Origin of the sequence: Nocardia sp. NPDC056000, assembly GCF_042269265.1 — a bacterium.
Lineage (GTDB): Bacteria > Actinomycetota > Actinomycetes > Mycobacteriales > Mycobacteriaceae > Nocardia.
This window is the reverse complement of sequence record NZ_JBHJXS010000017.1, coordinates 37,764-58,308: the sequence shown is the minus strand read 5'-3', so window position 1 is coordinate 58,308 and position 20,545 is coordinate 37,764. Positions and strand designations below refer to the sequence as shown.

Here is a 20,545-nt window from a genome sequence, read left to right as displayed (position 1 = left end):
ACACGGCTCGAGGAGGCTTTCGATGACACGCAGCGAGATTGCGGAACTCCGCTACACGGTCGGCCAGCTCCGGCAGTGCGTCACCGCATTGCGTTCCCACTACGGGGAGACCGGTTCGATTCGCCGGTTGGAGAACGATCTGGAGAGGCTCGTCATCGACGCCGATGAATTCGAGCAGGCCCCGCCGAGCGAATCGGCGAAGGCCAAGCAGGAACCCATCTACGTCCCCGACGCCAAGCACGACGAGGCGGCCTGGATGGGCGCGCAGGACGAGGGTCTGGGCTTCCACTCCCGCCCGCGCACCAAGTAATCAACACTTCCGCCCACACCGGCGTGGGGAATCACTAAACTCCCGCCCGGGACAATGCTGCCCGGCAGTACCCATCCATGCGATGGGGCGGTCCCGGGCAGGAGTATGTGTGTGAGTCGCGCGGAGCGATTGACGGCGCGCGATGCCGTCTTCGTCTATGACGAATTCGAGCGGCACCCGTCGAATATCGTCGCGGTGTACGCCTTCGACGCCACCGCGGCCGGAGCGTCGGCTCCCGATGCCGCGACCGTGATCGCCTGGGTCCGAGCGCGTCTCGGGCATTTCCGGTTGTTCCAGCGGCGACTGGCGCGGGTGCCGGGGGATCTGGATCTGCCCTATTGGGTATGGGACGCGGACTTCGACATACAGCGGCACGTCTCGATGGAATCGGCTCGGGACTGGAACGCCATCCGTGCCCGCATCGCCGAAATCGCCTCCACCCGAATGGATCTGACCCGTCCGCCATGGCGGATTCACATCTTCGAAGCTGTCACCGGATATCCGGGCAGGCCCGATGCGGCGGTGACGCTGGTCCTGCTCGGCTTTCATCACAGCGCCGGTGACGGTGTGGCGACCAGGGAACTCGAACTGAAGTTGTTCGACGGCAGCGCATTACCGACACCGATCGATTCCGGCGACGCCCGGGAATGGTCCGCCCGCCGGGCGCTCGCCCGCGCGGTGGTGACACAGCCGTACCGGTTGCTCCGGTTCGCCCTCGGATTGCGGAGCACCCGCGCCGCCCCGTCATCGGCCCCGGAACCGCTCGCCATGCGGCCCGCCACCCGGTTCAATCGAAAAGTGGATCCGCGCTTCGGATTCGATCTGGTGCGCATTCCCATGGCCGCCGTGCTCAAGGCCAAAGCCGCTGCCCCGGAGCGGATTACGGTCAACGATCTGGTGCTGACCGTGGTCGCCGGAGCGCTCGCCGCCTACCTGGACGAGCAGGGCGAGACACCCGCCGATTCGCTGGCCGCCATGGTGCCGCGCTCCATGCGCGGTCTCACGCACTGGGATTCGGTGAATCAACTCACCCAGATGTCGGTCGATCTGCATACCGATATCGCCGATCCGGTGCGGCGGCTGCGCGCCATCCGGGAATCGGTGCGACGGGAGAAGGAACGCGGCGGCGATCCGGCGTATCTACGGCGGCAGGAACGCGTGCAGACCTCCCCCGCGTGGCTGCTGCGATTGGCCGGATGGGGCAGGGCGCAGCGGCGATTCGATGATGTCGCGCAGGTGCCGCTGTCCAATACCACCGTCAGCAATGTGCCGCCGGTGGCGGAACGGCTGGCCTTCCTGGGTGCGCCGATGATCAGCGCGTTCGGTGCGCTGCCGATCATGGACGGTGACGGTCTGCGGCATCTGACCACCTCGCAGGGCGATGAGCTGATCATCAGTTTCAGCGCCGACACCGCCATGCTGCCCGATACCGGGCACTACGGGGAATTACTGCTGCGCTCGTTCGACGAGCTCTGGCAGGCACTCGAATCCCACCGGGACTGAACGGATTACAGCCCCAGCGCCGGACCGAGCACCGGCCAGGACCGGTGCAGTTCATCCTGCCAATAGCCCCAGGAGTGGGTGCCCGGCGCGTCGAGGTTGTAGGTGATGTCGTTGCGGCCCAGGGCATTCGTGCGTTCGGCGAGCCGGGCGGTGCAGTAGTTGGTGGCCGCCTCGATACCGCCGCCGACCATCATCTGATTGGCCAGGGTCTTGGTGTTCTGCCGCACGGTCGGATCGGCCAGCACATCGTGCGGGCCGGGCAGTCCGGTGCCGCTGGAGATGTACATGGGGATACGCGGCAGCCGGTCGGCGTTCAGCAGCACATCGTGCGCGCGCCATTCCGGGCCGTTCAGCGGACCCCACATATTCTGGGCGCGACCGCCGCCGAGGCTGATGACGAAGTTGATGAACGACTGTCCCAGTGGATCACTGGTCATGGCGCAGCCGCTGTACGCGGCGACGGTGCGATACAGCTCGGGGGCCGCAATGGCCAGGTCGAGCACCGAGGTGCCCGCCATGGAGATGCCCGCCAGGCCGTTCACCCCATTGGTGCCGAAGGCGTGATCGATGACCGGCGGCAGTTCCTCGGTGAGGAAGGTGGCCCATTTGTTCCGGCCGTTGTTGCCGAGCAGCTTGCCCAGGCCGGGATCGTCCTGCTGCCAATCGGTGTAGTAGCTGAACGCGCCCTCCATCGGGACCACGATATTGACCTGTTTATCGGCGAAGAAGCCGTTCAGATCGGTTTGCGCGACCCAGCTCGCGGCGTCCTCGCCGCCGCCCGCGCCGTTCAGCAGATAGAGCGTGGGGGCCGGGGTCGCGGTGTCGACGGGCCGCAGCACCTGAAGTGCGATATCGCGGTCCATGGCCGGTGAGTAGACGGTGATCTGCAGCAGGCGTCCCGTGCCCGCGGTCTGCGATATCAGCCGGGCCGGAACGGCGGCCTGCGCCGGGGCCGGGGCCGGGCCGACGGGAGTCCACAGCAGCGCCGCGGCCAGCAGACTCAGCCCGAACGCGGTGTTGCGCAACCGCCGTGTACTCATGAAATCGCCTGTGCCCCTGTGCTATCGCCAAGGGGGCGCACCCGAGTCGGTGCGCCCCCGTAATCGACTATCCGTAGGTCTTACTTGCCCGCGGCGGGGGTGCCGCCGCTCAGCGTGATCAGCGCGTTCACGATCGTGGTGCCCAGGCTGCCGATGCTCCCGCTGCCCTTACCGAGGACATCCCAGAGTGATCCCATGGTGTATCTCCTTGTCGTGCTTGTGATTTAGCGAATTCGTCGGCTACTTGCCGCGGAAGGCGGCGAGCGAGCCGAGGAAGGTGTCCAGCAGGCTGTCGCCCGCGACCGCGGAACCGAGAGCCGGAATTATGGAGCCGAGCAGATCGCTCAACGAACCCATCGTGAATCTCCTTGTACGCGTTCGTCGTTGCCCCGTGCGAACGGCGCCTGCCCGCAAAGAGAAACGTCCACGTTCATCAATGAACGTGACGCAGGCAACATAACAAGCGACCACTTTATGATCAAGACATCACGCGAAAAATTCTTCGCCACGCGCACTATCGATCAGGCGAATTTTCAGCAACCACAGCTGATTTGGGCACTCCCCCGAAAACAGTGGCTTCCGCTACCGCCGACCCCGTGCTATTCGGGCGCGCGGATCGTTTCCGTTCAGCAGCAACAGTCGGCGTGTCGAACGGCGTGTCGAAATCGGATCAGGCGCGGTGCCTGCCGAAACGCCGGGGCGGACGCGCCCCGTGGAAGCGCGCACCGCGCGGGGTCGGAGCGACCTGTTCGGTATAGGCCGATTCGAAGACCGCGGCCAGCGCCTCGGACGGACCGGTGGGAATGGCAGCCAGCCCGTAACCGCCTTCGCTGCGGGCCAATTCGTGCAGCAGCGTGGTCACCATGCGCAGGCCGGCCGCCCCACCCGGATCACCGAGCGCGATGGCCGCGCCGTGCACATTGAGCCGCTCGGCGGACTCGAATTCCCAGCCCTCGCGCTCCCAAAGCCGGGTCAGCGCAAGCACTTCCACCGCGCTGGTCTCGTCGATCTCCAGCAGATCCAGCGCTTCCAGACCGAAACCGCTGCGCCCCAAAGCTTTTTCGATGGCGGGAGCGGCGGCGGGCACGGCCTGATCGGGTTCACCGGTGGCGGCGGCCCAGCCGACCAGATAGCCGAGCGGTTCCAGGCCCAGATCGACGAGGCGGTCCTCGGCCACCACCAGGCAGGCCGAGGCGGCCAGGGTGCGGGTGCTGCTGTTGCCGACGGTGGTGACGCCGCCCGGCAGGAACGGTTCCAGCGCCGCGAAGGCGCGCGCGGACACATCGTCACGCAGCCCCTCATCGCGGTCGACCAGTTGCACCACACCGGAATTCACATCACCGGCGATGGCGTTCACCACCACCGGCGCGGTCTCCTCACCGAAGATGCCCTGTCGCCGGGCGCGCGCGGCGCGGCGATGACTGGCCGCGGCGAACTCATCGGCTTCCAGCCGGGAAATCCCGTAGTGCTGCGCGAGCAGATCGGCGTACTTGGATTCCTGCGGACGGCGCACACCCTCGGCCGCGGCCCACACCGCCAGCTGTTCGCCGGTGTCGACACCCATGGCCACACCGCTGCCCACGGCCACACCGTTCGGCGCGGGCGGTGCGACCCGCTGCGCGCCGATGGGCCTGCCATTGCGCGGACCGGTCGGCAGCGGTCCCGCACCCAGCGGTCCCGGACCGACCGGTCCCCTGGGTTGCACCGGGGCGCAGGGGAATTCGGCGCCGAGGGCGAGCACCACATCCGCCGATCCGGTCTGCACCATCATGGCCGCGGTGATCAGCGCGCGCAGTCCCCCGCCCGGCCCCGCGCCGAGCGGGAATTCGCCCACGGTGGGCGGCAATCCGGCCAGCGGGACGGCGGCGCGCACCGCGCGCTGATCCGGCACCGCGGTGACGAGTTGTTCGATGCGGTACGGGTCGATGCCCGACCGGCCCACCACCGCGCTCAGCACGGTGGAGATCAGCCGTTGCGGGGCGACCGCAGCGAGGGCGCCGCCCGGCAGACCGACCGGTGTGCGCATCGGCATGACGATTGCGGCTCTTCTCATCACAACAGCTCCTAACTCACTACAGGGCAAGGTCCCACAGTGTTGTTGCTGCTGTGTGACGGCTGAGATAGCCGTTTGTTCACCAATCAAACGACGGGCCGGGAAAATCGCGGATTGTGGCGCAAATCACGGGATCACGAATTCGCGGTACCGAGCTCGAGTGATAGCTGCCCTGTCGTAGGGTGCTCACCATCACATTCGATGCCGGAGGTAACGATGACGTTCCACGGGGTAGAGCAGCGAGGCATCCAGCAGTGAGCGCCGCACCAGTCAAGGGTCCTGAATCGAGCACAACCGGGGTATTCAGCAAGGGTCGTGCGGCCATCTCCGCGCGCACCCTGCGGACCGACAGCTGGTGGGTTCCACCGCTGGTCACCGTGCTGGGCCTCGGCACCTTCGTCATCTACGCCACCGTGAGATCGTTTGCGCGCGCGGCATATTGGGTGAACGACTACCACTATCTGACGCCGTTCTACTCACCGTGCCTGAGCGCGTCGTGCGTCGAGGGTTCGAGTCACCTCGGCACGCCGATCGGCCACCTGCCCATGTGGATTCCGCTGGGCTTCCTGGTGTTGCCGTTCCTGTTGCTGTTCCGGCTCACCTGCTACTACTACCGCAAGGCCTATTACCGCGCGGTGTGGTTCTCCCCGCCGGCCTGCGCCGTGGCCGAACCGCACGCCAAGTACACCGGCGAGACCAAGCTGCCGCTGATCATCCAGAACGCGCACCGCTACTTCTTCTTCGTGGCGGCCATCATCGCGGTGATCAACACCTATGACGCGGCTATCTCGTTCCACGGCAAGGACGGTGGCTTCGGCATCGGCCTGGGCACCATCATCATCACCGGGAACGCGCTGCTGCTGTGGGCGTACACGCTGTCCTGCCACTCCTGCCGGCATATCGCGGGCGGGCGGCTCAAGCACTTCTCCGCGCATCCGGTGCGCTACTGGTTCTGGACCAAGGTGTCCGCGCTGAACACCCGGCACATGCTGCTGGCCTGGACCACCCTCGGCACGCTCATCCTCACCGACTTCTACGTCATGTTGGTCGCGAGCGGCACCATCAGCGATCCGCGTCTCATCGGCTGAGCACGGTACGACTGATCCCAATCCTCAAGTCTGTCAGGAGTATTCGGTTCCATGCCTGAAGTCGAACGGCACAAGTACGACGTCGTGGTCATCGGTGCGGGCGGCGCCGGACTGCGCGCGGTGATCGAAGCCCGCGAACACGGCCTCTCGGTGGCGGTGGTGTGCAAATCGCTGTTCGGCAAGGCGCACACCGTCATGGCCGAGGGCGGCTGCGCGGCCGCCATGGGCAATGCCAATGAGAAGGACAATTGGCAGACCCATTTCAAGGACACCATGCGCGGTGGCAAATTCCTCAACAACTGGCGGATGGCCGAACTGCACGCGCAGGAGGCCCCGGACCGGGTGTGGGAGCTGGAAACCTATGGGGCGCTGTTCGATCGGACCAAGGACGGCCGGATCAGCCAGCGCAATTTCGGCGGCCACACCTATCCGCGGCTCGCGCACGTCGGCGACCGCACCGGGCTCGAACTCATCCGCACCATGCAGCAGAAGATCGTCTCGCTGCAGCAGGAGGACTTCGCCGCCACCGGTGATTACGAGGCGCGCATCAAGGTCTTCGCCGAACTGACCATCACCGAACTGCTCAAGGACGGCGACAAGATCTCCGGCGCGTTCGGCTACTGGCGGGAATCGGGCCGGTTCGTGCTGTTCGAGACCCCGGCCGTGGTGCTGGCCACCGGCGGAATCGGCAAGTCCTACAAGGTGACATCCAATTCCTGGGAGTACACCGGGGACGGCCACGCCCTCGCGCTGCGGGCGGGCGCGACGCTGATCAATATGGAGTTCCTGCAGTTCCACCCGACCGGCATGGTCTGGCCACCGTCGGTGAAGGGCATCCTGGTCACCGAGGGCGTGCGCGGTGACGGTGGCGTGCTGAAGAACTCGGACGGCAAGCGCTTCATGTTCGACTACATCCCCGGAGTCTTCAAGGGGCAGTATGCCGAATCCGAGGAGGAGGCCGATCAGTGGTTGAAGGACAACGACTCCGCGCGCCGCACCCCTGATCTGCTCCCCCGCGACGAGGTGGCGCGCGCCATCAACGAAGAGGTCAAGGCGGGCCGCGGCACCGAGCACGGCGGTGTGTACCTCGACATTTCGTCCCGGCTGCCCGCCGCCGAGATCAAGAAGCGGCTGCCGTCCATGCATCACCAGTTCCTGGAACTGGCCGATGTCGACATCACCGCCGAGCCCATGGAAGTCGGCCCGACCTGCCACTACGTCATGGGCGGCATCGAGGTCGATCCCGATACCGGCGCGGCCACCGTGCCCGGATTGTTCGCCGCCGGTGAGTGTTCCGGCGGTATGCACGGCTCCAACCGGCTCGGCGGCAACTCGCTGTCGGATCTGCTGGTGTTCGGGCGGCGCGCCGGTTTGGGCGCGGCCACCTATGTGGAGCAGCTGGCCGGGCGGCCCAAGATCACCGATCAGGATATCGCGGCCGCCGCGAAAGCCGCTGTGGTGCCGTTCGATCCGCCCGCCGAGGGGCCGGGCGAGAACCCGTACACCATGCACCTGGACCTGCAGCAGACCATGAACGATCTGGTCGGCATCATCCGCAAGGAGGGTGAGCTGAAGCAGGCCATCGAGAAGCTGTCCGAACTGCGCGACCGCTACGACGGCGTCACCATCGAGGGGCACCGGCAGTTCAATCCGGGCTGGCATCTGGCGCTGGATCTGCGGAACATGCTGCTCATCAGCGAGTGCGTGGCGCAGGCGGCGTTGCTGCGCACCGAATCTCGCGGCGGGCACACCCGCGACGATCATCCGGGCATGGATCCGGTGTGGCGCAACAAGTTGCTGGTCTGCCGCATCGATCCGGACGAGATCGGTTTCTCGGTGCCGTCGGTGACAGTCACGCCCGAACAGCAGATCCCCATGCGCACCGATCTGCTGCGTCTGTTCGAACTGAACGAACTCGAAAAGTATTACAGCACCGCCGATCTCGCGCCCGTGCGGGACGGCGACGCCGGAGAGGCGGAATAGCCATGGCTTACGACGCGAAGTTCAAGGTCTGGCGCGGCGATATCGAGGGCGGCGAGCTCCAGGACTTCACCGTCCAGGTGAACGAGGGCGAGGTCGTGCTCGATGTGATCCATCGCCTGCAGGCCACCCAGACACCGGATCTGGCGGTGCGCTGGAATTGCAAGGCGGGCAAGTGCGGATCGTGTTCGGCGGAGGTGAACGGGCGGCCGCGACTGCTGTGCATGACCCGCATGAACACCTTCACACCGGATGACGTCGTCACCGTGACGCCGCTGCGCACCTTCCCGGTGATCCGGGATCTGGTCACCGATGTGTCCTTCAATTATCAGAAGGCACGGGAAATTCCGTCCTTCACTCCCCCGGTGGATCTGAAACCGGGCGACTACCGCATGCAGCAGCAGGATGTGGAGCGGTCGCAGGAATTCCGCAAGTGCATCGAATGCTTCCTGTGCCAGAACACCTGTCACGTCGTCCGTGATCATGAGGAGAACAAGGAAGCGTTCGCCGGGCCGCGCTATCTGATGCGGATCGCGGAACTCGAAATGCATCCTTTGGACGTGGCCGATCGGCGCGATCTCGCACAGGACGAGGCCGGGCTCGGATTCTGCAATATCACCAAATGCTGTACCGAGGTGTGCCCGGAACATATCAAGATCACCGATAACGCGCTGATCCCGCTCAAGGAGCGGGTGGCCGATCACAAGTACGATCCGCTGGTCTGGCTGGGCAACAAGCTCTTCCGGCGCTGAGACCGCAGACTGCCCGTCGTTCCACGGAACGGCGGGCAGTTTTTTACGGTATGGCGGAAGGGATCACAGCATCGCGACGACGCCCAGCGCCACCGCGCCGACCAGCAGCCCCACGGCCACCGCCGATACCAATGCTCCGGTGAGTACGTATATGCCCATCGCCGATACCGCGAAGAGCATCCCTACGATCAGCCGTTCCATCCAGTCATCGGGACCTACTTTGCGGTACCGGGGTCGGGAATTCTTCAGCCCTCGGTCCACGAATACTTGGATACCCAACTTTAGCCGTCGCAAACATGTTTTCGATATGCAACGGCCACCGTTTCGTGATCTTGGGCGGGCCGGACGATGAACAGGAGATTCATCGCCCGGCGACCGTTATCAATCGCGCACGATCAATTCCGTGAACGAATCCCATTCCCGCGCACCGAACACCAGGGCGGGGCCGCCGGGATTCTTGCTGTCCCGCACCCCCACCTGTCCACCGGTCAGGAACGCCACCTCGACGCACTCCTTACCGGCCCCGCTGCGGCTGCTCTTGAACCAGCGCGCACCAGCCAGATCCCGCACACTCATGCCGAATACTCCTTCGCCACCTGCCGCAGCAGGTTTCTGCTGTCCTGGACCTCCAGCGCGCAGCGTTCCAGGCATCCCTGCGCCCGGCGATAGCGCTGAACATCGCCCTGTCTTTCGAGATACAGATCGCCGGTGAACCCCTCCACGTACACCACCGGGGGTTCCACCGGCTGCCCTTTGCCATCTGTCCCGAACTCGAGAATCACGAATGGGCCGGTCGAAAGTCCCAGGGGGACACCGGCATCAAAGGGCAGGATGCGCAGTGCGACATTGGGTCTGGTGCTCACCTCCGCCAGGTGCCGCACCTGCGCCGCCATCACCCTTGCACCTCCCACCGACCGGCGCAATACCGATTCGTGCAACACCATGGCGACCGTCGCCGGATGCATGCGGCGGGTGATCAGCGCCTGCCGCTGCAACCGCAGCTGGACGCGTCGATTCACCTCTGCCGCAGACTCTTCCGGATATCCGAGGGTGTTCAGGGCCCTTGCGTAATCGGCGATCTGCAGCAGTCCGGGCACCAATTCCGATTGGTAGCAGGACAACTGCTGCGCGGATGCTTCCAGGCCGACGTAGACGTCGAAGTTCTCCGGGATGAGGTCGCCGTAGGAGTGCCACCAGCTCTTCACCGCGGCCTGCTGCGCCAAACCCTTGAGCCCCTCGGCGATTTCGGCCGGGATGCCGTAGATGCGGCACAGCTCGTGGATGTCGATGGTGCGGATGCGATCGGCATTGCCCTTCTCCAGCCGCTGCAGCGTGCTCGCGCCCCATTCCATGAGTTTGGCGGCCTCGGCGATGGTCAATCCCGCCTGTATCCGCCAATCCCGTAAATAGCGCCCGAGCTGGCGGCGGGGCAGGGTCGATGACGCAGGGCTCTCTGACACAGCGCGCTCCGTTCTCGGTCGCGGGCACGAGCGGGGCGGCGGCACGACGATGCCGGAGGGCTGGCGGCACGATAGTGTTGCGGCACACCGGCTCCCGCCCGGACGCACTTCTCATCGGCTGGGGGCTTCGTCCACTATGGAGAATCTTCCTCTCCCAGTTGGATTCACTGCTGGGAATTCGCGCAATTTTGCGTTCTCATCTTCGAAAATCACCCGCCGGGCGGCTGCTCATGGTGTGCTGGATATGTGCCCGGGGCGGTGTTGCCAGTCCCCTTTCGTTTCCTGAATGCTCCGGGCACTTCAGGAATTCCATGCGGAACGAGGAGTCATGGCCGAAGCAGTCACCCCCTACCACCTCTCTCTTGCGGAGGTCGGATCATGCAACTGACCGCCCTCAATATGCATGTAGCCGGATTGCTGCGGTGTCGCAGGGATCCGGGTGTCATGAGCGCCGAACAGGCCCACGCCGCAATGCAATTGCACCTCGATTGCACGGTTCAGACCTGCAAGGTGCGGCGCCGCGCCCGCGCGACGCTGGTGGACGAGGGGCGCTGCGTCCTCGACGAGCGCGCCCTGCCATGACAAACGGCGCCGACCGGTATGAGCGCGCGGTCTTTCGCGCACTGTGGTGGATGCTCGATCGCCGCCGCGCGTTCATCCGCCGGCGCCGCGTCCAAGGGCCGGGGAAGGCCCCTGGCCGCCAGAACAGCTGCCGCACCGCCTTTCGATAGCCGTCGCACCTTCCAACCTCCTGGGTGCGCCGGCCGACCCCCGCCGCGTTGCGTCAGCGCGGTTCGGCCCGCCCGTCCGGCAGACGGCAGGCGGGCCGAACCGCATCCCACCACGGCTCCCACCTGTGAGTACACTGCCTCCTGGCTCGTTTGCGGAGACACCGGCCCGGTGTGCCGTCTAGGCTTGACTCAGAGACTTGTGTACGAACGCAAGGGAGCAGATGACCACCATCGCGGAGACAGTTCGATCGTCGCCCGTGTACCGGGTGCCGGAGCGGGCGGACCTGCCCGACATCCAGATCATCGACGCGGCGGCCTTCCGCGACCGCTATCCGTATTTCGTGCTCCGCCAACTGCTGGACGCGCACAGTTCCGGTTGCGTCGTCGCCGTCGAACTCGGTGACGACGGCGAGGAGAAGGTCGTCGGCTACGCCCTGACCATCGGCGAGGGTGGCCGCGCCTGGCTGATCAGTCTGGCCGTCTCCCCCGATGCCCGGGGCCACGGCTACGGCCGGGGCCTGCTCCAGCACACCGTCGACGTCTGCCGCGAAAAGGGCGATGTGGACGAGGTACTGCTGACCGTCGACCCCAAGAATCAGCCCGCCTACAACCTGTTCAAGGATTTCGGGTTCGTACTGCACGAGCGCGATGAACGGTATTTCGGCGATGACGAACCCCGCGATGTGCTGATCTACAAGGTGCACCGGGTACCCGATCCGTTACCCGCCCTGCTGCCCTGAAACGGTTACCCTGGAACCTGATTGGCGGTTCGCAGTTGGGGGAGTAACCGAATGCCGACGACTGATGAGCGGTGGGGGCGGCTGAATTCGGTCATCGAGAACATCGATGACCGCGCGGCCAGGCACACCGAGAAACTCGATGCGACGAGCGCCGCCGATCTCTCGAAACCCACTGCGCTGGACGACTTCCACGGCCGCGTCGAAGCGCTGATCGACAGATCCGAACTGCTGAGCCTGGGCCGCCGTGGCAATCGGCTGATGTTCGTGACGCTGTACGAGCGGGCACCGCAATTGACCCCGGGCACCGAAGCCTGGCGTGCGCCGCTGCTGGCCGGACTGCTCGCCGCCGAGATCGAATTCCGCGGCCCGCTGCGGCTGAGTCAGACCCAGAACATGCTGCTCGCAGCGGAATTCGAGACGTTGGCGGCGGAACTGCGCAAGGCCGGACTGCCCGCGCACGCGGTGCTGGCCTGGCGGCGGGCGGTCGCACTGCATCGCCTCACCGAGGATGTGCAGGCCGAGGATCGCTGTGGACTCGAGCTGGCTCGCGCGCGCCGTCGCGCCACCGCATCGGTCTGGCGGCGGATACCGGGCGCAATCTCGGATCTGTTGTGCGGCTACGGATATCGGCCGTTCTGGCTACTCGGCTGGGTGGCCGTGCAACTGGTGGTGTTCTCGCTGCTCGGCCTGCTCTGGCGGGGAACGGTATCGCGGGGCGATGTCGTCTACCTGTGCACCGTCGGCTTCCTCAATCCGCTCGATCCGGGCAATACCAAGGATATGGCCCCGCCCGCGGAGGCGCTGTTCGCGGTCGAAGCGTGGCTGGGCGTGGTGTCGATGTCGGTGTTCTTCGCCCTGCTCGTCCGAAAGTGGTTCCGGCTCTAGCAGTTTCAGCGATAGTCGAGTCCGCCGCGCGCGGCGTAGTACGTCGCCACCCCGATGCGATGCTCGAGCTGTGCGACCTTGGTGTCCCACTGCCGCGAGAATCCCGCATCGGACTGCAGATTCCGCCACAGCGCCCGCATGCTGTCCGGGACGTGCGCACCCGGCATCCACAGGTGCGCGAGATGTTCGAGCACCGGGGCCAGCACTTCGACCTGCCGGTCGTACCCGCCGCCGAATCCGTCTGCGGCCAGCACTTTCGCATTGATGACGGTCAGCAGCCAGTCGTGCGCCGCGACGTCCTGGCAGAAGCGCAGTGCGGCGGGCAGATCCTCGGCGTGCTGCACGGTGACGGTCACGGACCTGGGGCGCTCGTCATCGCCGACGCGGAAGAACACCGAGGTGCCCCGTTCCCGGCCCATCCGGGCCGTCCAGCGCAGCCGGGTGATCGGCGCGAGCAGCGGCGGATTCTGGTCCAGCAGCGGCGATTTGCGCAATTCATCCAACTGCCGGGCGCAGACGGACGCGATATCCAGGATGCCGGGACCCGAGGCGGCGAGATACGCGTCGGTCAATTGCTGATCGGCGCCCTCGCGATCGGGCAGCGTACCGATCACCTCCACCGTTCCGACCCGGCCGACGTAGTGCGACCAGGACCGGCGTTGCTGCTGCGGAGCGCGCACCACCGTGACGTGCGAGGACATCTGCGCCAGCCGCCCGCCGACCAGGACGGCCGTAGAGGCGACGGTACCCACGATGCGCGCCTTCGCCGCATCGCCGCGAGACAGATGACAATCCACCCCGACCGCGCGCGGCGGCGAAAAGGCAAGCGGCCCCGGCCTTTCCCGGCGGCTGACCGACGCGCCCGGGACCAGCGCCAGGAATTCCTCGGTGCCCTGACCGTCGAGTGCGGTGGAATGCGGCAGCAGACAGGTGCGGATCTCACCCAGCGCCGCCAGCGGCGCCTGTGACACCCGGCGGCCGCGCGCGGGCGCGGAACGCGTATTCGCCGTCATGATCAGGTCCCCTCGAGCAGCAGATGTCCCACGCGTTCAACGACTTTGGCGGGCACCCCGACCCCCTCGGCGAAGCCCTGCGCGGTGACGTACGCGGCGATATCGTCATCGATCGCGAGGTGATCGAGGATGACCCGCACCGCGTGTTCGATGGGCAGATAGCGCTTGGGCAGCATGGACATCGTTCGATAGGCCGTGAACGGCGCGGCCTGCTCATTGAGCCGGACCACCGGTGGCAGATCCCGCCAGGCGGTCGGCCAGTCCCGCCCCTCCAGCCACTGCTGGGGTTCGACCACCGCCGCACCGTGATACCGGAGCATCCCCAGCCGCAACAGCTGCCAGACCGCGGCCAGGAACGGGCAGGACCAGCGGCGCTCATCCCTGCGGTCGTGCCACAGCTCGACGTCCAGGAAGATGGAATGCTCACGCGCGCCGTGTTCGCGCGGGGGAACGTATTCCTCGCGGTGCATCGCCGCCCGGGATCTGCCGGTCTGCTCCCGCCGCCCATTGCACAGCCAGCCGGATTCGGTGGTCGGCGGGCGGCGGCCATTGGCCGTCTCCTCCTCCTCGGGCTGCGCGATCAACCGGGCGGCGACCATGGCCGCGACCGGAATCGGTTCTCCCACAGCGACTCCGCCGGTGAAGACCGGGGCCTCGTGGCAGCCGGACTCGCGCGCCAGATAGTCGATGGTCAGTCCGGCGTCGGCGGCGACGCCGAGCAGCCGGTCCAGCACCTCGGCCGGTTTGTGGTCGGTCTGGAAATAGTCGTCCGCGAGGTAGCAGGTGCTGACCCGGGCGTCGGGACCGAACTCGACCCGGGCCGATTCGGTGAAGGCCCGCACCAGCGGGACGGCGCGACGGAATTCGGCCCGGATCTTATCGGTCTCGTCGACTATCTCGTCCAGCGAGAAGTGGCCGATCTCGATCGACAGATGGGCCATGGGTAGCGGCGCGACGGCCGATTCCTCCGAGGACTCTCGGTAGGTTGGTTGACGTATCACTCGATATCCCAGGTCGACTTGTCGGTCAGCTTCCGGGCCAAGCTCATGTACGCGTCCACCGTCGCCACATTGGCGATCTTGGAATTCACGTCCACATCCATGATCAGCTGCTCGCGCCACTGCAGCACCGGTTCGATCGGCGTCTTGCCCAGCAGCATGGCGGTGCCGAGACCGTTCGCCAGCGCCAATTCCGTCAGCGATTTGGCCTGCGTATCCAGCCAGGTGCCCTGCGGTGCGCGATCACCGCTCGGGGTGCGATCCGAAGCCACGGCGGTACGCACACAGCGCGTGGCGGCGAGCAGTGCGTCGCGATCGTGCCCCCATTCACTCCCGGCCTCGAGCAATCCGTGCGGGCCGTGCACCAGCCCACCGGCCGCCAGCACATGCTGACGGGTCCAGCGGTGGTAGACCAGCCAGCGATGTGGCCTGCGCCGCAAGCCATTCGACGCGGTCGCACGCAACGCGATCTCCAATGCGACCGAACGCCCGGCGCTGAGATCCACGATGACCACGCTGAATTCGCTCAGGAGCGAGGACAGCAGGGCGACGCCGCGCGCCACCATCGCGTCATCGCATCCGGCGAATTCCGCGCCGCCCTCATCACCCGGCAGCAACACCAGCTTTCCGGCCCCGGACGGGACCTTGCGCAAAGCGATCCGATCGGTGGTGCGGGCGACATTGAGCCGCTCCGGCTCGCCGATCTGATCGAGCAGGTACGAGTGCACACCACCGCCACCCGGATTACCGCGCTCGACCTTGCCGATCTCGAAAAGCGCACCGGCCGTAGGTGATCCGAAGTCGAAGTCGACGTACGCGACATCGTGACCGCGCAGGCTGAGCCGGTACGCGATATTGCAGCTGGTGACCGATCGGCCCGTGCCGCCCTTGTCGGAGGTCGCGAACACCAGCATCGGGTCCATGCCCCGGACGCTCATCGAGTCGCGTCCTCGCGGGCGTAGGCCAGGGCGTTGAGCCGCAGCAGGGCGTCGGCGGCCAGGCTTTCGGCGGTATGCGGGCGTTTCGCGGCGATGGCGCGGGCGCGGTCCAGCGACTGCTCGATCGCCTCCAGTTCCTTGCGCCGGGGCGAGTACGCGGTATCGCCGATCTCCAGGAACTCCTGGTTCAGCAGGTGGTCGGCCTCGCTGATCCGGCCCGTCGCGCTGTTCACCATGCTCGCGGTGGCGACCGGCGGGCGCGAGAACGTATTGTGCGCGACCACAAGGGATTCCATCATTCGTTCGGTCAGGAACCAGGACGGTGCGGGCTCGGCGGCATGGTCGGTCGGCGCGAGGTTGTCCCACAGGCCGGAGGAACGCCCGCGGGTGACGCTGCGCTCCTGCATATGCTCCATGGCCGAGGCCGCCAGATCGAGGAGCTGCTCCCGGGTTTCGACATCGCGTGCCAGCCGCGCCGCCTGTAGACAGCGCTTGAGCAACAGGGTGGTGAAGTCGGCGACGTGATATCCCATCATCGGACCGTCCCCCACGTCCTGGGATCCCTTCAGGGTCAATGTGATTCCCGGATAGTGCAGGGTGGCGGCCGGATCCTCCGGAATCTCCCGGTTGGTGATCCGCGCCCGCTGCGCCAGCTGGGTCAGCACCGCGACGGTGCGCGGCAGATCGGTGGTGGACTCCCGATCCAGCATGTCCTGGATCAGGAAGGAGGTGACGACCAGGCTGTAATAGTCCGATTGCTTACCGTCCGAGGTCCGCCACGGCAGATCCTCCAGCGGCCAGCGCCCGGTGCCGAAACGGGAAATGGTGGACCAGTAGCGTTGGGTGAGTTCCGCACGCCGCTTGAGCGATTCGGCGAGCGCCAATTGTTCGCCCTCCAGCAGGTCCGGTTCCTGGGTCCGTTGCGAATAGAGGTCTTTGACACCGTCCAGGGCGACGAGGGTGAAATACAGATACGGTTCGGAAACCGCGACACCGGGCTGACTGGCGATACGGGTGTCGAGCTCCCCGCGCGGTGCGGACCTGCCGTCGATACTCCAGCTCCACCCGCATTCGAAGAGCAGGTTGTCATCGCGCAGATCGGTGTCCGGCGTCTGCAGGCTGCGAATATCGTTGCGCGCCTGCACGCGGATGCGTTCCAGCGTGCCGGAGAAATCGGTGATGACATCCTTGAACGCGGAACCGGTCTGGTTGACCAGCGTCAGAATCTCCTGTCCGGCGGGAGAGGAGAAATGTGGAGTGTGAATCACGAAACTGCGGATCAAACCCATCATGGCGGCGGTGAGACGGCTCTGCACCCGGGGGGTCAGCGCCTCGATGCGCTTGCCCAGCCGTCCCGCCTGCAACCGCACCTCCCCGCCCAGATAACGCTGCAGACCGCGTACGAAGCGCAGCACCGCGATACACAGGCTCAGCGACATCGAATAGGAGTCGACCACGTCGAGCGCGCGCTGTTCTTCGGTGGGCGCACCCTGCCCGACATCGCGAAAGTAGCTGCCACCCGCGAAGATCGGCTCCCCCTCGGCATCGGTGTAGCGATCGAAGAACTGCTCGATGACCTCGACCAGGAATTCACCGATCCGCAGATCCTCACCCAGCACCGACACCACCGCGGCGACATCATCGGCCGTAGCGATTCGCTCCGGATCCAGCGCGAAACTCGAAAGCTCCGTCGCCGGATACAAAAGACACATCAACTGTTCGGCATCGCAGATCGAATTGCTGCCGTCCCGCCCACCCCAGACCCAGACCCCGTCCCGATACGACGTTTCCAGATGCGAACGCCATAGATCGAGCAGCTGTTGGCGCGGTCGAATCCTCATCGATCCCCCTCCACGAGCCGACCGGATACGGCTCGTCGTCGAACTCGTCCTTCCAGTGTGAGCGTTTCCCAAGATCTTGTCATCGGTTGCGCCGGAATATGTTTCGTCCCCGAACCGGTGTTCGCGCACGAGTTATCGACCAGTTTCACTTCCGAAACCACCGCGATTTCTTTCGGTGTTCATCGCGGACACACCGGGCGGCGGGAATTCGCGTCGGGGTTATCGCGGCGGTAGCGTCGGCGCTCATGAACCGGGCCGTTAGGCGTGTGGCCACCAGTTATGTCCTGCTGTTGCCGAGTTTGATCGGTGTCGGCTGTTTTCTGCTGGTTCCGATCGGGGTGGTGCTCTGGCTCAGTCTGCACAGCTGGAATCTGCTGGGGCCGATGGAGTTCAGCGGGCTGGCGAACTGGCGGGCGGTGCTGGGGGATCGGGAGTTCGGGCATTCGCTGCTGGTGACGCTCGCGCTGACGGCGATGGTGGTGCCGGTGCAGACGGCGCTGGGGTTCGGGGTGGCGGCGCTGCTGGCGGGCCGGGGACGCGGGGGGACGGTGCTGCGGGTGGTTTATGCGCTGCCGTGGATGTGTGCGCCGGTGGCGGTGGGGGTGGTGTGGCAGTGGATATTCGCGCCGACGGGTGGGGCGCTGAGTGCGGTGCTGGGGCGGCGGGTGGAGTGGTTGAGTTCGCCGGTGCTGGCACTGCCGTGTGTGGCGGCGGTGCTGGTGTGGATGAACGTGGGGTATGTGGCGCTGTTCTTCGTCGCGGGGATACGGGCTATACCCGGGGAAATACTCGACGCGGGGGCGCTGGACGGGGCAACCGGGTGGCGGCGCACACGATGGCTGGTGTTGCCGCTGTTGCGGCCGACGATGTTCTTCGTGCTGGCCACGGGGGTGTTGACGGCATTCCAGACATTCGACGCGGTGTACGCGCTCACCCGGGGCGGGCCCGACCATCGCACGGATGTCGTTGCCATGCGGCTGTATTCGGAGGCGTTCGACGCGGCGCGGCCGGGCCGGGCCGCCGTCATCGCGGTGGTGATGTTCGCCGTGATGTTCGCGATCACCTTCGCGCAGCATCGATACTTCCGGAACCGGACCAGCTATGAATACTGAATCGCGCAGGGGCGCGGTGCGTTCCGGGGTGGCGTACCTGGTGTTGATCGCGGGGGCGCTGTTCACCGTAGCGCCGCTGGTGTTGAGCGCATCCACCGCGTTCAAGACCCCGGGGCAGTTCAGTGGCGAATCCGCGTTGACGCCACCGCATCCGGTGACGCTCGACAACTTCCGCACGGTGCTGGATCAGGGCCTCGGCCGGGCCGTGATCGTGACCGCGCTGATGACGGTGTGCATCACCATCGGACAGCTGCTGGTCTCCATCCTGGCGGCATACGCGTTCGCGCGCACCAGTTTTCCAGGACGGGAAGCGCTGTTCTGGGTGTACCTGGGCACCATGATGGTGCCCAGCGCCGTCACGCTCATTCCGCTGTATCTGATGTTCGCGAAGCTCGGGTGGCTGAACACCTTCTGGGCGCTGGTGCTGCCGTTCCTGTTCGGCTCGCCGTACGCCATATTCCTGCTGCGGCAGTACTTTCGGGCCATCCCCGGTGAACTCATCGACGCGGCCCGGACGGACGGGGCGAATACGCTCGACATCCTGGTGCACGTGGTGGTGCCGATGAGCAGGCCGATCCTGGCCACGCTCACCGTGATCACCGTTGTCACGCAATGGAACAGCTTCATGTGGCCGCTCGTCGCGGCCAGCGGGGCGAAGTGGCAGGTGCTCACGGTTGCCACCGCGAATATGCAGACGCAGTACAACTCGCAGTGGCCGCTCATCATGGCGGCGACCACGCTCGCCATCGCACCGCTGGTGGTGGTGTTCGTGGTGTTCCAGCGGCAGGTGCTGCGGTCCATCGCGTGGACGGGGCTCAAATGAGGGTCAAGGATTCCACCCGGGTCGTGCTCGGGATCGCACTGGTCATCGCGATGCTGGTGGGGGCGGCGCTGTGGCTGGGGCGGGACGGGGAATCGAGTGGGCGCACGGTGGTGCGATTGCGGATCTGGGATGAGAGCTTCGTTCCGGCGTACCGGGCGTCGCTCGATGAATTCGAGCGGGCGAATCCGGATATCGAGGTGCGAATCACCTTGGTGCCGTGGGCTTCCTACGCGCGCAAGCTGCGACTCGACGTGGCGGGCGGGATCGCCGACGATCTGTTCTGGACCGGACTGTACGAGGACTACGCCGACAGCGGGCGACTGGTCGATATCGGTGCGGCGCTGGGGCCGCAGGCTGCCGCGGCCTGGGATCCCAGCGCGGTCGATCAGTTCACCCGTGGCGGAAAGCTCTGGGCGGTACCGCAATTCGTCGACGGCGGCAGTGCGGTGTTCTACAACCGGGACCTGCTGGAGCACGCCGGAGTCGATCCGGGGGCAGTGACCGCCGCGCGCTGGAGTCCCGATGACGCGGTGGATACCTTCCGGCCGCTGCTGCGCCGACTGCACGCCGCCGCGCCGTGGCCGTACAACGCGGCCAAGGACTTTCAATCCATCGAACTGCCGTACCTGGGTTCGGCGGGAGCCGAATTACAGCGTGACGAACGGTTCGAGTTCGCGAATGCCCAGGGCAACGCGGCGTTCGGCTATCTGGTGGGGCTCATTCGGGATGGTTTGTCGCCGTCCGCCGCCGATACGAACACCAGCGGGGACTTCGCGAAAAACGCATTCCTGCAGGGGAAGATGGCGCTGTTCCAATCCGGCAGCTTCACGCTCGCGACCATCGCGCAGCAGGCCGGGTTCCGGTGGGGTCTGACCCTCATACCGCAGGGGCCGAAAGGCCGGATCAGCACCAATAATTCGATCGCGGTGGCGGGCAATGCGGCCTCAGCGCATCCCGAGCAGACCCGACGGGTGCTGGCGTGGCTGGGCAGCGCGGCGGGCAATCGCCATCTCGGGCTGACGGGGGCCACCATTCCGGCGGTGCTGTCGGAACAGCATGTGTACCGGGACTATTGGGCGCGGCACGGGGTGGATGTGACACCGTTCTTCGAGGTGCTGCGCGACGGGCGGATGGCCGGTGGCAGCGGGCCCGGATTCCCGGCGGCCCTGGAAGCCATGGATCCGATCCTCGCCGAAATGTTCCTCGGCCGGGTACCCGTGGACGTGGCGCTGCGGCGTGCGCAGGATGCCGGGAACGCGGCCCTGGACCAGCGTTGAT

At 66.0% G+C, this 20,545-nt stretch carries 20 protein-coding genes; 11 read left to right on the top strand and 9 right to left on the bottom strand.

The features are described from left to right. Nucleotides 1–22 precede the first annotated feature (22 nt). Both ACFC4D_RS39795 and ACFC4D_RS39790 read left to right on the top strand, forming a co-directional pair. A complete protein-coding gene (locus ACFC4D_RS39795) occupies nucleotides 23–310 on the top strand; it encodes a hypothetical protein (RefSeq protein WP_364636637.1) in 288 nt (95 codons plus the stop codon). 111 nt (nucleotides 311–421) lie between these two features. Continuing rightward, nucleotides 422–1,813: a wax ester/triacylglycerol synthase family O-acyltransferase gene (locus tag ACFC4D_RS39790; RefSeq protein WP_376071309.1), complete on the top strand. Its 1,392-nt coding sequence runs from the start codon at nucleotides 422–424 to the stop codon at nucleotides 1,811–1,813. A 5-nt stretch (nucleotides 1,814–1,818) separates the two neighbouring features. Here the strand turns inward: ACFC4D_RS39790 and ACFC4D_RS39785 are convergent, their stop codons facing one another. Continuing rightward, on the bottom strand, nucleotides 1,819–2,853 hold the full coding sequence (locus ACFC4D_RS39785) for an alpha/beta hydrolase (protein ID WP_376071306.1): 1,035 nt from the start codon (nucleotides 2,851–2,853) through the stop codon (nucleotides 1,819–1,821). 670 nt (nucleotides 2,854–3,523) lie between these two features. Next, nucleotides 3,524–4,906 carry an acetyl-CoA acetyltransferase gene (locus tag ACFC4D_RS39780; RefSeq protein ID WP_376071303.1) on the bottom strand — a complete coding sequence of 461 codons (1,383 nt, stop codon included), beginning with the start codon at nucleotides 4,904–4,906 and terminating at the stop codon, nucleotides 3,524–3,526. A gap of 254 nt (nucleotides 4,907–5,160) precedes the next feature. Between ACFC4D_RS39780 and ACFC4D_RS39775 the strand changes: the two genes are divergently transcribed. Genes ACFC4D_RS39775 through ACFC4D_RS39765 form a run of 3 tightly spaced genes read left to right on the top strand, consistent with a single transcriptional unit; the run spans nucleotide 5,161 to nucleotide 8,726 of the window. Then, complete coding sequence (locus ACFC4D_RS39775; RefSeq protein ID WP_364636645.1) at nucleotides 5,161–5,994, top strand: hypothetical protein; 834 nt, start codon at nucleotides 5,161–5,163, stop codon at nucleotides 5,992–5,994. A gap of 51 nt (nucleotides 5,995–6,045) precedes the next feature. Then, nucleotides 6,046–7,977: a fumarate reductase/succinate dehydrogenase flavoprotein subunit gene (locus ACFC4D_RS39770; RefSeq protein ID WP_375961345.1), complete on the top strand. Its 1,932-nt coding sequence runs from the start codon at nucleotides 6,046–6,048 to the stop codon at nucleotides 7,975–7,977. Between the two features lie 2 nt (nucleotides 7,978–7,979). Then, nucleotides 7,980–8,726, top strand: a complete 747-nt coding sequence (locus ACFC4D_RS39765) for a succinate dehydrogenase/fumarate reductase iron-sulfur subunit (protein WP_376071300.1) — start codon at nucleotides 7,980–7,982, stop codon at nucleotides 8,724–8,726. A 63-nt stretch (nucleotides 8,727–8,789) separates the two neighbouring features. On the opposite strand, the gene ACFC4D_RS39760 is transcribed toward ACFC4D_RS39765, so the two are convergent. The 3 genes from ACFC4D_RS39760 to ACFC4D_RS39750 form a co-directional block, all read right to left on the bottom strand. Beyond that, nucleotides 8,790–8,927 carry a hypothetical protein gene (locus ACFC4D_RS39760; RefSeq protein WP_364636651.1) on the bottom strand — a complete coding sequence of 46 codons (138 nt, stop codon included), beginning with the start codon at nucleotides 8,925–8,927 and terminating at the stop codon, nucleotides 8,790–8,792. Nucleotides 8,928–9,107: 180 nt separating this feature from the next. Continuing rightward, nucleotides 9,108–9,302 carry a DUF397 domain-containing protein gene (locus ACFC4D_RS39755; RefSeq protein ID WP_364636653.1) on the bottom strand — a complete coding sequence of 65 codons (195 nt, stop codon included), beginning with the start codon at nucleotides 9,300–9,302 and terminating at the stop codon, nucleotides 9,108–9,110. Continuing rightward, a complete protein-coding gene (locus ACFC4D_RS39750; protein WP_376071297.1) occupies nucleotides 9,299–10,186 on the bottom strand; it encodes a helix-turn-helix domain-containing protein in 888 nt (295 codons plus the stop codon). Before ACFC4D_RS39750 ends, ACFC4D_RS39755 begins: the two co-directional genes overlap by 4 nt. Nucleotides 10,187–10,564: 378 nt before the next feature. Between ACFC4D_RS39750 and ACFC4D_RS39745 the strand changes: the two genes are divergently transcribed. The 3 genes from ACFC4D_RS39745 (at nucleotide 10,565) to ACFC4D_RS39735 (ending at nucleotide 12,542) form a co-directional block, all read left to right on the top strand. Further along, a complete protein-coding gene (locus ACFC4D_RS39745) occupies nucleotides 10,565–10,768 on the top strand; it encodes a hypothetical protein (RefSeq protein ID WP_364636657.1) in 204 nt (67 codons plus the stop codon). Nucleotides 10,769–11,138: 370 nt separating this feature from the next. After that, nucleotides 11,139–11,657, top strand: a complete 519-nt coding sequence (locus ACFC4D_RS39740) for a GNAT family N-acetyltransferase (protein WP_375961354.1) — start codon at nucleotides 11,139–11,141, stop codon at nucleotides 11,655–11,657. A 51-nt stretch (nucleotides 11,658–11,708) separates the two neighbouring features. Beyond that, nucleotides 11,709–12,542 carry a hypothetical protein gene (locus tag ACFC4D_RS39735; protein WP_376071295.1) on the top strand — a complete coding sequence of 278 codons (834 nt, stop codon included), beginning with the start codon at nucleotides 11,709–11,711 and terminating at the stop codon, nucleotides 12,540–12,542. Nucleotides 12,543–12,547: 5 nt separating this feature from the next. On the opposite strand, the gene ACFC4D_RS39730 is transcribed toward ACFC4D_RS39735, so the two are convergent. Genes ACFC4D_RS39730 through ACFC4D_RS39715 form a run of 4 tightly spaced genes read right to left on the bottom strand, consistent with a single transcriptional unit; the run spans nucleotide 12,548 to nucleotide 17,332 of the window. After that, a complete protein-coding gene (locus ACFC4D_RS39730) occupies nucleotides 12,548–13,555 on the bottom strand; it encodes an SCO2521 family protein (protein ID WP_375961359.1) in 1,008 nt (335 codons plus the stop codon). Nucleotides 13,556–13,557: 2 nt separating this feature from the next. Beyond that, nucleotides 13,558–14,556 (bottom strand): SCO2522 family protein, encoded by a 999-nt coding sequence (locus tag ACFC4D_RS39725; RefSeq protein ID WP_376071292.1) that lies wholly within the window; start codon nucleotides 14,554–14,556, stop codon nucleotides 13,558–13,560. Beyond that, nucleotides 14,553–15,491, bottom strand: coding sequence for an SCO2523 family variant P-loop protein (locus ACFC4D_RS39720; RefSeq protein WP_375961365.1), 939 nt, complete (start codon nucleotides 15,489–15,491; stop codon nucleotides 14,553–14,555). Before ACFC4D_RS39720 ends, ACFC4D_RS39725 begins: the two co-directional genes overlap by 4 nt. Continuing rightward, entirely contained in the window at nucleotides 15,488–17,332 is a 1,845-nt protein-coding gene (locus ACFC4D_RS39715) for an SCO2524 family protein (RefSeq protein WP_376071290.1), read from the bottom strand. The genes ACFC4D_RS39720 and ACFC4D_RS39715 overlap by 4 nt, the downstream gene beginning before the upstream one ends. Nucleotides 17,333–17,577: 245 nt before the next feature. On the opposite strand from ACFC4D_RS39715, the gene ACFC4D_RS39710 reads away from it, so the two are divergent. From ACFC4D_RS39710 to ACFC4D_RS39700, 3 genes are read left to right on the top strand one after another with little or no spacing between them, the layout of a single operon-like run. Then, nucleotides 17,578–18,444, top strand: a complete 867-nt coding sequence (locus ACFC4D_RS39710) for a carbohydrate ABC transporter permease (protein WP_376071287.1) — start codon at nucleotides 17,578–17,580, stop codon at nucleotides 18,442–18,444. Beyond that, on the top strand, nucleotides 18,434–19,267 hold the full coding sequence (locus tag ACFC4D_RS39705) for a carbohydrate ABC transporter permease (protein WP_376071285.1): 834 nt from the start codon (nucleotides 18,434–18,436) through the stop codon (nucleotides 19,265–19,267). The genes ACFC4D_RS39710 and ACFC4D_RS39705 overlap by 11 nt, the downstream gene beginning before the upstream one ends. Further along, on the top strand, nucleotides 19,264–20,544 hold the full coding sequence (locus ACFC4D_RS39700; protein ID WP_376071282.1) for an extracellular solute-binding protein: 1,281 nt from the start codon (nucleotides 19,264–19,266) through the stop codon (nucleotides 20,542–20,544). The genes ACFC4D_RS39705 and ACFC4D_RS39700 overlap by 4 nt, the downstream gene beginning before the upstream one ends. Nucleotide 20,545: the final 1 nt, after the last annotated feature.

Excerpts from the sequence above, each read along its gene's own strand:
- ACFC4D_RS39700 (WP_376071282.1), top strand. The coding sequence starts at position 19,264 with ATGAGGGTCAAGGATTCCACCCGGGTCGTGCTCGGGATCGCACTGGTC.
- ACFC4D_RS39710 (WP_376071287.1), top strand. The coding sequence starts at position 17,578 with ATGAACCGGGCCGTTAGGCGTGTGGCCACCAGTTATGTCCTGCTGTTG.
- ACFC4D_RS39720 (WP_375961365.1), bottom strand. The coding sequence starts at position 15,491 with ATGAGCGTCCGGGGCATGGACCCGATGCTGGTGTTCGCGACCTCCGAC.
- ACFC4D_RS39740 (WP_375961354.1), top strand. The coding sequence starts at position 11,139 with ATGACCACCATCGCGGAGACAGTTCGATCGTCGCCCGTGTACCGGGTG.
- ACFC4D_RS39715 (WP_376071290.1), bottom strand. The coding sequence starts at position 17,332 with ATGAGGATTCGACCGCGCCAACAGCTGCTCGATCTATGGCGTTCGCAT.
- ACFC4D_RS39780 (WP_376071303.1), bottom strand. The coding sequence starts at position 4,906 with ATGAGAAGAGCCGCAATCGTCATGCCGATGCGCACACCGGTCGGTCTG.
- ACFC4D_RS39765 (WP_376071300.1), top strand. The coding sequence starts at position 7,980 with ATGGCTTACGACGCGAAGTTCAAGGTCTGGCGCGGCGATATCGAGGGC.
- ACFC4D_RS39785 (WP_376071306.1), bottom strand. The coding sequence starts at position 2,853 with ATGAGTACACGGCGGTTGCGCAACACCGCGTTCGGGCTGAGTCTGCTG.
- ACFC4D_RS39770 (WP_375961345.1), top strand. The coding sequence starts at position 6,046 with ATGCCTGAAGTCGAACGGCACAAGTACGACGTCGTGGTCATCGGTGCG.
- ACFC4D_RS39745 (WP_364636657.1), top strand. The coding sequence starts at position 10,565 with ATGCAACTGACCGCCCTCAATATGCATGTAGCCGGATTGCTGCGGTGT.
- ACFC4D_RS39760 (WP_364636651.1), bottom strand. The coding sequence starts at position 8,927 with ATGGAACGGCTGATCGTAGGGATGCTCTTCGCGGTATCGGCGATGGGC.
- ACFC4D_RS39735 (WP_376071295.1), top strand. The coding sequence starts at position 11,709 with ATGCCGACGACTGATGAGCGGTGGGGGCGGCTGAATTCGGTCATCGAG.
- ACFC4D_RS39755 (WP_364636653.1), bottom strand. The coding sequence starts at position 9,302 with ATGAGTGTGCGGGATCTGGCTGGTGCGCGCTGGTTCAAGAGCAGCCGC.
- ACFC4D_RS39705 (WP_376071285.1), top strand. The coding sequence starts at position 18,434 with ATGAATACTGAATCGCGCAGGGGCGCGGTGCGTTCCGGGGTGGCGTAC.
- ACFC4D_RS39795 (WP_364636637.1), top strand. The coding sequence starts at position 23 with ATGACACGCAGCGAGATTGCGGAACTCCGCTACACGGTCGGCCAGCTC.
- ACFC4D_RS39730 (WP_375961359.1), bottom strand. The coding sequence starts at position 13,555 with ATGACGGCGAATACGCGTTCCGCGCCCGCGCGCGGCCGCCGGGTGTCA.